General features: G+C 32.7%; 17 protein-coding genes and 1 riboswitch. Of the genes, 3 read left to right on the top strand and 14 right to left on the bottom strand.

The window, feature by feature from the left end:
* The 3 genes from JJJ02_RS02730 to JJJ02_RS02720 form a co-directional block, all read right to left on the bottom strand.
* The coding region (locus JJJ02_RS02730; protein ID WP_240837207.1) for a transposase at positions 1–156 on the bottom strand (156 nt) is incomplete at its 3' end.
* Between the two features lie 74 nt (positions 157–230).
* Complete coding sequence (efp, locus tag JJJ02_RS02725) at positions 231–788, bottom strand: elongation factor P (protein ID WP_096076375.1); 558 nt, start codon at positions 786–788, stop codon at positions 231–233.
* Positions 789–812: 24 nt separating this feature from the next.
* On the bottom strand, positions 813–1868 hold the full coding sequence (locus tag JJJ02_RS02720; protein ID WP_240837205.1) for a M24 family metallopeptidase: 1056 nt from the start codon (positions 1866–1868) through the stop codon (positions 813–815).
* Positions 1869–1960: 92 nt separating this feature from the next.
* Here JJJ02_RS02720 and JJJ02_RS02715 point away from each other — a divergent pair, with 92 nt between their 5' ends.
* A complete protein-coding gene (locus JJJ02_RS02715) occupies positions 1961–2551 on the top strand; it encodes an LXG domain-containing protein (protein ID WP_111715153.1) in 591 nt (196 codons plus the stop codon).
* 69 nt (positions 2552–2620) lie between these two features.
* Here JJJ02_RS02715 and JJJ02_RS02710 read toward each other — a convergent pair whose 3' ends face one another.
* Positions 2621–3463, bottom strand: a complete 843-nt coding sequence (locus tag JJJ02_RS02710) for a lipoate--protein ligase family protein (RefSeq protein WP_240837203.1) — start codon at positions 3461–3463, stop codon at positions 2621–2623.
* Positions 3464–3584: 121 nt separating this feature from the next.
* On the opposite strand from JJJ02_RS02710, the gene JJJ02_RS02705 reads away from it, so the two are divergent.
* On the top strand, positions 3585–3968 hold the full coding sequence (locus tag JJJ02_RS02705; RefSeq protein ID WP_096076370.1) for a rhodanese-like domain-containing protein: 384 nt from the start codon (positions 3585–3587) through the stop codon (positions 3966–3968).
* 104 nt (positions 3969–4072) lie between these two features.
* Here JJJ02_RS02705 and gcvPB read toward each other — a convergent pair whose 3' ends face one another.
* The 10 genes from gcvPB to comGA form a co-directional block, all read right to left on the bottom strand.
* The gene (gene gcvPB / locus JJJ02_RS02700) at positions 4073–5542 is read right to left on the bottom strand and encodes an aminomethyl-transferring glycine dehydrogenase subunit GcvPB (RefSeq protein WP_240837200.1); all 1470 of its coding nucleotides are present in this window, start codon (positions 5540–5542) and stop codon (positions 4073–4075) included.
* The gene (gene gcvPA / locus JJJ02_RS02695; protein ID WP_240837198.1) at positions 5535–6878 is read right to left on the bottom strand and encodes an aminomethyl-transferring glycine dehydrogenase subunit GcvPA; all 1344 of its coding nucleotides are present in this window, start codon (positions 6876–6878) and stop codon (positions 5535–5537) included. The genes gcvPB and gcvPA overlap by 8 nt, the downstream gene beginning before the upstream one ends.
* Before the next feature lie 12 nt (positions 6879–6890).
* The gene (gene gcvT, locus JJJ02_RS02690; RefSeq protein ID WP_111715536.1) at positions 6891–7976 is read right to left on the bottom strand and encodes a glycine cleavage system aminomethyltransferase GcvT; all 1086 of its coding nucleotides are present in this window, start codon (positions 7974–7976) and stop codon (positions 6891–6893) included.
* Between the two features lie 67 nt (positions 7977–8043).
* Positions 8044–8127, bottom strand: a riboswitch (glycine riboswitch).
* Positions 8114–8620, bottom strand: coding sequence for a shikimate kinase (locus JJJ02_RS02685; RefSeq protein ID WP_240837196.1), 507 nt, complete (start codon positions 8618–8620; stop codon positions 8114–8116). Its footprint overlaps the riboswitch before it by 14 nt.
* A 182-nt stretch (positions 8621–8802) precedes the next feature.
* Positions 8803–9120 (bottom strand): ComGF family competence protein, encoded by a 318-nt coding sequence (locus JJJ02_RS02680; protein WP_240837194.1) that lies wholly within the window; start codon positions 9118–9120, stop codon positions 8803–8805.
* Between the two features lie 76 nt (positions 9121–9196).
* A complete protein-coding gene (locus JJJ02_RS02675) occupies positions 9197–9442 on the bottom strand; it encodes a hypothetical protein (RefSeq protein WP_146606893.1) in 246 nt (81 codons plus the stop codon).
* Positions 9429–9875, bottom strand: a complete 447-nt coding sequence (locus JJJ02_RS02670; RefSeq protein WP_111715161.1) for a hypothetical protein — start codon at positions 9873–9875, stop codon at positions 9429–9431. Before JJJ02_RS02670 ends, JJJ02_RS02675 begins: the two co-directional genes overlap by 14 nt.
* A complete protein-coding gene (gene comGC / locus JJJ02_RS02665) occupies positions 9850–10206 on the bottom strand; it encodes a competence type IV pilus major pilin ComGC (RefSeq protein WP_255724760.1) in 357 nt (118 codons plus the stop codon). The genes JJJ02_RS02670 and comGC overlap by 26 nt, the downstream gene beginning before the upstream one ends.
* Positions 10207–10217: 11 nt before the next feature.
* Positions 10218–11294, bottom strand: a complete 1077-nt coding sequence (gene comGB / locus JJJ02_RS02660) for a competence type IV pilus assembly protein ComGB (RefSeq protein WP_240837192.1) — start codon at positions 11292–11294, stop codon at positions 10218–10220.
* On the bottom strand, positions 11242–12210 hold the full coding sequence (comGA, locus tag JJJ02_RS02655; RefSeq protein ID WP_239242760.1) for a competence type IV pilus ATPase ComGA: 969 nt from the start codon (positions 12208–12210) through the stop codon (positions 11242–11244). The genes comGB and comGA overlap by 53 nt, the downstream gene beginning before the upstream one ends.
* Before the next feature lie 209 nt (positions 12211–12419).
* Here comGA and JJJ02_RS02650 point away from each other — a divergent pair, with 209 nt between their 5' ends.
* Positions 12420–12668: a DUF2626 domain-containing protein gene (locus JJJ02_RS02650; protein WP_099578437.1), complete on the top strand. Its 249-nt coding sequence runs from the start codon at positions 12420–12422 to the stop codon at positions 12666–12668.
* Positions 12669–12673: the final 5 nt, after the last annotated feature.

The following is a 12673-nucleotide window of genomic DNA, read 5'->3' as shown; positions in this document are numbered from 1 at the left end:
ACCGAAGGTATCAAATTGATAAATCCATGTTCTTAGTATTGAAGGTTGAATATCATATTTTCTACCCAATGAATCATAGCCAATATTTCCATCTTTATATTCTTTAATAATTCTTAATTTAAAATCAAGTTCATGCTTTTTATTCAAAATAAACACCCCTAAAGTTGAATTTTAAGGTTCAACTTTAGGGGTGCACTTCATATGTGCATGTCTTTATTAAAATTTATTGCTTATCCACGTGATACATATGAACCGTCAGTAGTATTGATAATTAATTTATCACCTTGGTTAACGAATAAAGGTACGTTTAAAGTATAACCCGTTTCAACAGTTGCTTGTTTTGTTGCCCCTTGAGCTGTATCACCTTTAATACCAGGTTCTGTTTCTGTTACTTCTAATGTTACAGTGTTAGGTAATTCAACACCTAACGTTTCTCCTTCATACATTTGGATATGAACTTCCATATTTTCTTTTAAGAATTTTAATTCGTATTCAATCGTGCTTTCTGGCAATTCTAATTGCTCATAAGATTCATTATCCATAAATACATGTTGATCACCTGAAGCGTATAAATATTGCATACGTTTATTATCGATTTGTGCTTTACCAACTTTTTCACCAGCACGGAATGTTTTTTCCTGAATAGCACCAGTACGTAAGTTACGTAATTTCGAACGTACGAATGCAGCACCCTTACCTGGTTTTACGTGTTGGAATTCAATAACTCTCCAAATCCCGTTATCTACTTCAATTGTTAAACCTGTCTTAAAATCGTTTACTGAAATCATTAAATTTCCTCCTAATTAGCTTTCTTATAAAATAATAAGGTCTTTTGTTGAATGTGTAAAGCGCTTTAGTCCATTTTTTGTAACTAAAACATCATCTTCAATACGTACGCCACCTAAACCATCGACATATATACCTGGTTCTAATGTTACACACATGTTTTCTTCAAGAATATGAGGTGATTTCGAAGATAACATTGGTCCCTCGTGAACTTCTAGCCCTATGCCATGCCCTAATGAATGTCCAAATTTTTCTCCGTAACCGTAAGATTCAATCACATCTCTCGCAATTTTATCAGCTTCTATCCCTGACATACCCAGCTTAATCTCATTTAATGCTTTCATCTGTGATTCTAATACGATGTTATAAATCTTTACCATTTCTTCACTAGGATCACCAACAGCAATCGTACGTGTTATGTCTGATATGTAACCATTATATATCGCACCGTAATCAAATGTAATCATCTCACCAGACTGAATCACTTTATCACTCGCAACACCATGCGGTAATGCACCACGCAGACCACTTGCAACAATTGTATCGAAAGAAGAACCCGTTGCCCCTAGTTCACGCATTTTCATCTCCATTAAGTTATTAACCTGCATTTCAGTTATACCAGGCTTCGTTACTTGTAAGATATACTCAAAAGTTGCATCAGCGATATCGGCCGCTTTCTGGATGATTTCAATTTCGTGCGGCTCCTTTATCATTCGAATACGTTCTACTTCTCCAGCAACATTAACAAGTTCATAATGATTGCTTAATAAGTTTTGATGTTGCTGATATGTAATAAGATCTCCCTCAAATCCAATAGATTTATAGCCATATGTTTCTATCAACGTGCGAATCTCATCAAGTATCGGTTGACTATGTTTAACAATTTCAAATGCAGATGCTTGATCAGTAGCCTGTTCAATATATCTAAAATCTGTTACTAAAATTTTCTTATCTCTAGAAATGATTAAAGCACCGCTTGAACCTGTAAATCCAGATAAATATCTTCTGTTATACTGTGATAGTACAATAACAGCATCTAATGATTTATCATCTAACAATTGATTTACTTTTTCAAATTTCATATTTTTACTTCCTCTCTATATATAAGCTTTTTTATAACATTATATATATGTTAACATATATAAAGACACTATTTGAATTGAGGCGTAACAAAATGAAAAAAATATTTTTACTATTATCGACGAGTCTATTACTAACTGCTTGCGGACCTTCAGAAGCAGAACAACTTACGAAAGAAAAGAACACTTTATCTAAAGAAGTTGAGCATTTAAAAGAAAAAGTTGAAAACGAAAAAACGAAACATATTTCTAAAAATAACACATTGAATAATATAGAAAATGAACTCAAACAAGCTAAAAGTGGCAATACAATAACAAATGACTTGTACACTCAAAACTTTAAAGCATACACTACTCAATTAGCTACTGCATTTAAAACATACTCTGACATTGAAGGTAAAATTGATCAACTGAAAGGAGATGCGATGGTGTCAGATCGTTTATCTGAAGTAAAACAAACAATCGATGATGCGGTTCAAACATATGAAGCACCATTTAAAAAAGCGAATCCACCTAAAACGTTTGAAGATATCCATGACCAGATTCAGGATGCTAACAAGCATATGAAAATAGCGATTTCTAAGATTGAAAAAGGATATGATAAAAAGGATAAGGCGCTTGTTTCTGAAGGAAAAGCTACCTTACAGAAAGTAATCGATCAATTCAATGAAATACAGTTCCAATAAGAAAACTGGTATGATTCCTTAAATGAATCATACCAGTTTTCTTATTTATAAATGCATGACTTAAAGTAATCATTTTCGATATGTCCACGCATCGCTTTTATATTTTTCCATTAAACGATTCGTCTCATCTCTTAATGCATCGTTCATTTCAAAAGGAACTAATTTTTTATTTAAACCTTTTTCAAAACCTTTAAAGAATGCTTCTTCCATCATTTCTATCGTTATTTCTTTATCTGTTAGATCCTGTATACTGACCGCCTTAGAATAAAAGGCTTTTTTCATCTTATCTTTAAGTCTCGGATTTTGATATGTAAATAAGTCAAAAAGCTCGTCAACGTCAATGGACTGCAAAATAGAACCATGTTGAAGTATCACACCTTTTTGACGGGTTTGTGCACTGCCAGCAATTTTACGCCCCTCTACAACCAGTTCGTACCAGCTAGGTGCATCAAAGCAGACTGAACTTCTAGGATCTTTCAGTTTAGCGCGTTGTTCTTCTGTTCTGGGAACAGCGAAATAAGCATCAAAGCCTAAATCAATAAAACCTTCGAGTAGACCTTGAGAAATAACACGATAAGCTTCAGTAACAGTCTTCGGCATTTCAGGATGCGCTTCAGGTACAATAACGCTATATGTAAGTTCTTTATCATGTAGTACACCACGACCGCCTGTAGCACGTCGTACTAAACCATATCCTTTTGATTTTACCTTTTCTAAATCAATTTCTTTTTCTATTTTTTGAAAATAACCGATTGAAAGTGTCGCAGGATTCCATCCATAAAATCGAATAACAGGAGGCAGCTTACCTTCTGAAACAAAATTAAGCAATGCTTCATCCAACGCCATATTAAAATAAGGATCATTTTGCTTCGTATTTAAAAATAACCATTCTTCTTTTTTACTATTTTCCATCTCAATCAAACTCCCCAACGTAATCACACAAAATAAAAATAAAATAAAAGTAAAATAACTTTGAAATCATATGATTTTATTACTATAATAAATCTATGATTATAAAAGGAGGACTACTAAAATGACGATGTGGTATATTTTAGGAATCGTACTTCTTGCTTTGTTAGTTTACATTCTAATTAATTACTCTATCAATCGTAAAGCTGTTACTGAATTAAGTCAAGATGACTTTAAAAGCGGTTTAAGAAAAGCGCAGGTCATCGATTTACGTGAAAAAGCAGATTATGATTACGGACATATTAACGGTGCAAGAAACATTCCAATGACAATATTCAGAACGAGAATGCTTGGGTTACGTAAAGATCAACCAATCTACTTCGTAGATGCAAATGGTATCTCAAGTTATCGTGCAGCGCGCATGCTGAAAAAACACGGCTACAATAATCTTTATATGCTGAAAAATGGCTATAAAGACTGGAAATATGATTTAAAAGTGAAAAAATAATTTTATAATTCTTGACGAGACAAATTTGTCTCGTTTTTTTATTTTTAATATAAATAAGCAAAGCACGAAAGAATTCATGCTTTGCTTAAACTTAAAACTCTATATTACTTTTCAATCGTTCCTGAATATTTTAATACTGGTTTACGTGCTGCCATTGTTTCATCAAGACGGCCGATAACAGTATCATGTGGTGCTTCTAATACGATATCTGGATTTTCTTCTGCTTCTTTAGCGATTTGAATCATCGTATCACAGAATGAATCCAATGTTTCTTTAGATTCAGTTTCAGTAGGTTCAATCATCATACATTCCTCAACGTTTAATGGGAAATAGATTGTTGGCGGATGGAAGTTAAAGTCTAACAGACGTTTTGCCATATCTAACGTTCTCACACCAAGTTTCTTCTGTTTAGAACCACTGATTACAAATTCATGCTTACAATGACGATTGTATGGTAATACGAAATAGTCTTGTAATCTTCTCATCATGTAGTTCGCATTTAATACAGCCACTTCAGATGCTTCTTTTAAGCCATCTGGTCCCATTGTACGGATATACGTGTATGCACGTAAGTAAATACCAAAGTTACCGTAGAATGGCTTAACACGTCCGATAGATTGTTCACGATCATAATCAAATTTAAATCCATCTTCAGTCTTAATAATATGTGGTTTTGGTAAGAATGGTACTAAATCAGCTTTCACACCAACTGGTCCAGATCCTGGTCCACCACCACCGTGTGGTCCAGTGAATGTTTTGTGTAAGTTTAAGTGAACTGCGTCAAATCCCATATCTCCAGGACGTACTTTACTCATGATTGCATTTAAGTTTGCACCATCATAGTATAATTTACCACCGGCAGCATGAACGATTTCACGAATTTCTAAAATATCTTCTTCAAATAAACCTAATGTATTTGGGTTTGTTAACATGATCGCAGCTGTATCTGGTCCAACTACACGTTTTAAATCTTCAATATCAACTAATCCAAATTCGTTTGATTTTACTGTAACTGTTTCAAAACCAGCAACTGTTGCTGATGCCGGGTTAGTACCATGTGCTGAGTCTGGTACGATTACTTTTGTACGGTTGTGGTCTCCATTCGCTTCGTGGAACGCACGAATCATCATTAATGCAGTCCACTCACCATGTGCACCTGCTGCAGGTTGAAGTGTAACTTCATCCATACCAGTAATTTCTTTTAAGTGTTCTTGTAAATCATAAATCACTTCTAACGAACCTTGAATCGTTTTTTCATCTTGTAATGGATGCGCTGCTGCAAATCCAGCCATACGAGCAACTTTTTCGTTGATTTTTGGATTGTATTTCATCGTACAAGAACCAAGTGGATAGAATCCAGAGTCAACACCGTGGTTTTTATTAGATAATTCAGTGTAATGACGCATTAAATCTAATTCAGCGATTTCTGGTAACATCGCACGTTCTTTACGAATGAACTTGCTATCTAAAATATCTTCAACTTTTTTATTTTCAACTTCTAATTCAGGTAATGAATAACTGAAACGATTTTCTTTTGAACGTTCAAAAATTAATGGAGAGCTTCCTTTAAGCATTGAACACACCTACTTTCGCGATAAATGTATCGATCTCTTCTTTCGTTCGTAACTCGGTAACAGCGATTAACATATGATTTTCATACTTGCTATCCACTTGACCAAGATCATAACCACCAATAAATCCATCTTCTAATAATTTTTCATTGATTTCAGAAATTGGTGCGTTAAATTTAACTACGAATTCATTGAAAGTTGTACCAGCTAATACTGTGAAACCTTCTTCAATCATTTTTTCTTTCATATAATTAGCTTTTTGTAAGTTCTGGTTTGCCATTTCATAAACACCATTCTTACCTAATGCGCTCATTGCAACAGATGCAGCCAATGCATTTAAAGCTTGGTTCGAACAAATATTTGAAGTCGCTTTATCACGACGAATATGTTGTTCACGTGCCTGTAAAGTTAGTACGAAACCACGGTTACCTTCGTCGTCCTGAGTTTGACCAACAAGACGTCCAGGCATTTTTCGCATTAATTTGTTTGTTGCTGCGAAATATCCACAGTGTGGTCCACCAAGTTGAGCTGGGATACCAAATACTTGTGCATCCCCAACTACAATGTCAGCACCAAATTCACCAGGTGGTGTTAACAATCCTAAGCTCATAGGGTTACTTGATACTACGAATAATGCTTTTGTACCTTCTGTGTATGATTTAATCGTTTCTAAATCTTCAATACTACCAAAGAAGTTTGGGTATTGAACCATAACACAAGCAGTATCTTCATCGATTGCTGACTTTAAAGCATCTAAATCTGTCACAGTATCTTTAACATCAATTTCAACAACTTCTAAATGTTGACCCGTCGCATAAGTTTGTAAAACAGCACGTGATTGGTCGTTAACTGCTTTAGATACAATAATTTTTTTCTTTTTAGTGTGTCCACATGCTAACATCGCCGCTTCAGCAAAAGATGTTCCACCATCATACATAGATGAGTTAGCACAATCCATACCTGTAAGTTCAGCAATCATCGTCTGGAATTCAAAGATAGCCTGTAATTCCCCTTGAGAGATTTCTGGTTGATATGGTGTATACGCTGTATAGAATTCACTACGAGAAATAACATGATCAACTACTGTAGGTATATAATGATCATAAACACCAGCACCTAAAAATGATGCGTGTGTGTCACTCGTAATGTTTTTATTTGCAAGCGCAGATAATTCTTTTAATAAAGGTGTTTCTGCTTTACGAGGTTTAATATTTAAATCCCCTTGAAAACGTACGCGCTCAGGAATGTCCTGGAATAATTCGTCGATAGACTTGATACCGATTGTATCCATCATTTCTTTTTTATCAGTTTCTGTTAATGGTATATAACGATGACTCATTTTTTCAACCCCTTAATTTTTATGGAATGGTGTTTTCACAATTTTTGCTGGCACTAATTTCTTACGGACTTGAACAAATACTTCATTACCAATTTCTGTCTGATCGATATTAATCAATGCTAACGCAATTGAACGACCAGTAGATGGTGATTGGGTACCACTTGTAACATAACCAATTTTATTGCCATCTTTATCTTGAACTTCATAATCTGTACGTGCGATGCCACGTTCTAACATTTCTAATCCAGCTGATTTACGAGCCAAACCTTCTTCTTTTTGTTTTGCAAGAACTTCACGACCAATAAAATCGCCTTTATCTAATTTTACGCTGAAGCCCATTTTAGCTTCGTAAGGAGTAATGTCAGTAGATAAATCTTGTCCATGTAATGGTAACGCTGCTTCTAAACGTAATGTGTCACGCGCACCTAAACCACAAGGTACAACACCTAAATCTAATAAACCTTCCCAAATTGCAACTGTGTCTTCTGCAGCACAGTAAATTTCAAAGCCGTGTTCACCAGTATAACCAGATTGACTAAAGATAACGTTCTTACCGAAGATTTCAACATCTTGAATAAATTCAAACATTTTTAATGATGCAATATCTTCTTTAACTTGTGACTTTAATATTTCTAATGCTTTAGGACCTTGAACCGCAATTTGTCCGTATTCTTTCGATACGTTCGTTACAGTTACACCATCAATTGTATGTTGTTGTAACCATTCAAAATCGATGTCTGTATTACCTGCATTTACTACTAATAAATATTTGTTTTCATCAAGTTTGTAAGCAACTAAATCGTCGATTACGCCACCATTTTCGTTACAGATCATTGTATATTGTGCTTTTCTGTCAGTTGCCTTTGAAATATCGTTCGTTAAAACATTTTGAAGATATTCTACAGCATTTTCACCTTCAACAATGATCTCGCCCATATGACTTACATCGAACATTCCAACATTTTCACGAACAGCAATGTGCTCTTCTTTGATGCTAGAGAATTGAACAGGTAAACCCCATCCAGAAAAGTCAATTACTTTTGCACCGTCTTCAATGTATTTGTCATACAATGGTGTTTTCTTTAATTCAGTCATGATTATCCTCCTAAAAATATAATTAAAAAAACAGCATAGCAAATGCTATCCTGTTGATTTCTTCAGGTTACGTCCGAAAATTATCCTTTTGCCTGAGAGTTTATATAGCTTGCCCCTTCGGCGATGATCACTCATTCTCTCTAATTTTCATCATCCGTCATTATTTGATTGTGAATTTCCTGCACACTTAAAGTTACATCATGTTCATTATAGACCTTGATGTATGCGATTTCATTATAACGTGAAATTCTACTGTTGTACAACTTTTTAATTTCTTCAAACGATTTATTCTGAGCATTGGGACGGTTATTATCACCAACAATTCTATTATACACAGTATCAATGTTCGCATCTACCCAAATATTTAAATTGTTTTGCTTTAATATTTCTATATTGTTCGGATTTTCAATTATACCTCCTCCAGTTGCTATGATAATATTCTTGTTTATATATGTTTTTAATACATCGTGTTCCAATTTACGAAAATAGGCTTCTCCAAATTTTTCAAATATTGCAGGAATCGATAACTGCTCTAATTCTACTATGGCTTTATCTAAATCTATAAAGGGTATATTCATTTTACGAGAAAGTAATTCTCCAACAGTTGTCTTTCCTGCACCCATAAAACCAATTAATACTATTGCCATCATTTATCCCCCTATTTAAAAAAAGCTATTTCTTTTGTGAAATAGCTTCAATAATTTCATTAAAATAATAATGCTCAAGATTATCTAATGTATTAAATTTTAACATGTATCTTGTGCTGAAGTAACTCAAAAATAATATTGTAAGCATTAACAATATCAGCATAGATGGAAAGATAAAGCCTTCAGATGATTTGATACGTAACTGTATGCTTGTTGAAACGTTCAATAGATAGGTATACTGCATTATCATGTATTTTAAAATATGCATTTTTGACTCCTTCCAACATAATAATATATCCCTCTTGATTTAGCTTTCTGATAATGCGATGTTTATGATATAGATATTGTATAATATCATCTCCGGTATATATCCAAAGCTGATTATTTACGATTTCAACATAGTCAGCATTATTTAATTCGTCATAGAGATCTCTTTGGAACATAGCATTATTAACATCAAAATGATCTGTGCTTTTTCCACTTAATTGATAAATGTTCATATAAATAAGCGGTAACAAACTCATAATCATTATTATAATTGATAAATTTATCATCATTTCGATCATCGTAAAACCATTACTTTTTCTTAATGCAGTATACTTTATCTTTCTTATAACAGATCTGGTCACCTTCAATGAAACCACCTCTTTCATTGATGACTATTTCTACATATGCTATTCGATACATTTCCAACGATTTTTTCTTTTGCTCATATGTATGAGATAATGTGAAATACATTGGCAACAAAGATAAAGTAATTAAAGCGACTACTGAAAAAGAAAGCAAGCTATCAATCAGCATAAATCCATCATACTTTTTCAATTCGTATTCTTCCTCTGTGTATCTGTACAACGATTTGATAAAGTGTATCACCAATATAATATTTAATCGTTCCACCTGTTCTAACTCCATTATTCTTAAAAATGATTTCACTATTTGCTAAACTATTTCCTTCATATATTTCACCTTGATTAATTATATATTTACTATTAATCCCTAAAACTTTTGATTGAATATAGATTGTATCGTTCCTTGGTGGGAACGATACAACTATAACTTCACCTGTTTCATAAGATTTCGTTTGATAATAATTTAGTAAAGAAATAATTTCATCGTTAATTTCTTCATCTAGCACTTCATTTTCATCAATTTTTGTGACTGGAACGATGATAATGATGATAACGATGATTAACAATACAAGTAATGATTCAATATAACTAAATCCATTATTATTTTTGTGCCACCGCTTCTCCATTTTCAATATTGATTGGATCACCATTTTTACATTTCACCTGATTTTCCTTTAAAAATTCCGGTACAAGTTCATTAATCGACGTTGGCGTCTTTCCATTCTGAAGTTTATATGCTTCTATTTGTCCTTGTACCATCTTCACCTGTGCTGTACAACCTGTATTCTGAACATTATCAGATTGTTTTGCGATATTTGGAATAATCACAATGATTAATACCGAAATAACAAGCAAAACAAGCAGCATTTCTATTAAAGTAAATCCATCATTTTTACTGAATTGATTTTTAAAAGATCGAACAAAATGATTACTATGTGTTTTAATAAATTTATACATTGTTATTCCTCCTATTGAATGCCCTCCATCATCTGGAGCATCGGTAATATAATGACTAAATACATTGCGACAATTAATAATCCTAAAACAATAAAGATGATTGGCTGGATACTTTTAATCAATTTGAAAATCCTCAGTTCAAATTTTTTAAAGACGTACTGACTATAATATTCGAGTTCTCTATCTAACTTCGAATTCTTCTCTCCATGCTGCATAAATTGAATCATAGACTTTTCAAATAACTGCAATTTAGAAACTGCATCAGGAAGTGCTTCACCTTTGATCAATTCCTGGTTAATGCAAGCTGCAATATAACTTAACGTTTGATCATTATTTTGACCTTCTAAAATTGAGATGACGTTTTTCATCATGACACCATTACTTAAAAAGAATGAAAGTTCAGCACTTACACGATAAGTTATAAATAAACGAAACAGTTGATTAATAACGGGAATTTTTTTAATGGTATAAAGTTGATTTTTAATATTGGATTTTTTAAAAATAAGAAAATAATAAAGTATTAGAGAAATGAGAAGTAATATTGTATATATAATTATTTGTGGAAGTGTATATAGTATATTTGTAAGGATTATCAGTTCTTTGCTTAAGGTCACACCCATTGAACTATACATATTTTTAAATTGTGGGAGTACAGTATGATTAACAGTAATGATTAATGCGATAAATATAATGATAAGTACTAACGGATATTGAATCGTCTTTATAAACTGCTGTTTCAGTTTCCGTTTTGAAAGATTATAAGCATAGCAATGTTTTAACGTTTCGTTAACATTTCCAAATGACTCACTGAAATGAACCTGCATTACAATATGATTACTATAGTTTAATAACTTCAGACAATCCGATAAAGTTTTGCCTTGTTCAAGTGCAGATAATACTAATTTCTTATCTGAAGATTTTACTTCATCATATTGAGAAAATAAAAACTTAATTGCTTCATATTGTGTAAAGCCGTTTTGCGTCATCTCACTTAAGCGGATTAAAAAATCATCTTCATATAATTTTAATTTGTTTCTATTCCAAAGCATAACGTTCATACTCCAGCTGCGTAATCTTTTCTTCGTCATGCATAACTTGCAATTGTTCTGATAAAGGATGATAATGGTGAACTTTTCTATCATTTAAATAATTACGTACATCGCCTTTTATCAACTGCTCAAAAATACGTGTTCGATTTGTAGTAGTATTTACTAATCGCTGATTAATGATTATTTCCAGACACTGCTCAAGTTCAACTTTGGTTATCCCCATTTCCATCAACCGATGAATAGCACCAAAACATGTATTTGCATGCAGTGTCGACAGCACAAGATGACCACTTAAACTTGCATTGATGACTTGTTTTGCAGTTTCAGCATCACGAATTTCTCCTATCATAATAATATCCGGATCACAGCGAAGAATGGCCTTTATTGCATTCTGATATGTTATATTAGCTTTTTTATTTACATTGATTTGAATCATACCTTGAATTCTCTGTTCAACGGGATCTTCAATCGAAATAATCTGTTTATTTAAATTTAGCGCTGCATAATTTAACATTTGGTACATCAATGTACTTTTTCCGCATCCCGTAGGACCACTAATCAAAATTAATCCGCTTCCTTTATGCATTAAAGATAATAATTCCTGTTCGATTGAAATATTTTGACTAAATAATGCTGGAATTATTCGCATCACACAAGCTTCATGTCCAATCGTATGCGGTAATGTCGATGCCCTGATATTGTAAAGTATTTCATCCTTCTCATAGGTCAATATACCGCTCTGTGCTTTATTTTTTTCAGAAACATCAAGATGTGTTATAAATTTTACATATGATAATAATTTTTCGAATTGTTCAGTATTTAACTGATTATAAGCATACATATTACCTCCAATTCTAAATTTCATCATGACATTATCAGCTTCGGGTATAAAGTGTACGTCTGAAGTTTTTTTAGTGATTGCATCATTCAATATTGTATGTAATAGTTTTTCCATAAATCCCTCCTCTACATTAATATCGGGAACTTCTTCTATTTTATTTTTTTACATCAGAATTTTTATTTCATTAATTTATTTTCTTATGAAACGGTTGAATAAATCCATTTATTTCCATCATTTTTACAAAATTAGAGGTTTACTTATTAAATGCTTATCTTTATAATAATAAGTGATATGAAGAGTTTGAATATAGGGGGAATAACCATATGGATAAAGTTTTTAAAACTTTAGGATTCTGGACAGCGATATTTGCAGTAATGTTCTACGTTGGCGGTATGTCAATGATGTCATTCATTTTCGTTGCTCAAACTGGATTTTTTGTATTATTAGGTTACTTAAAATTAACTGAAAGAATGTATATGTATATTTTTGCAGCATACTTAGTTGTATGTTTCGTAGGTTTCACATACTATTCAACTTTCTTATTAGAGCCAAGTTTTGGCCATCACGAATAAAAAAC

It is taken from the genome of Macrococcus sp. PK (assembly GCF_022501545.1).
GTDB lineage: Bacteria > Bacillota > Bacilli > Staphylococcales > Staphylococcaceae > Macrococcoides > Macrococcoides epidermidis.
Note: the sequence above shows the minus strand (reverse complement) of the source record. Positions and strands in the feature narration are given on the sequence as shown.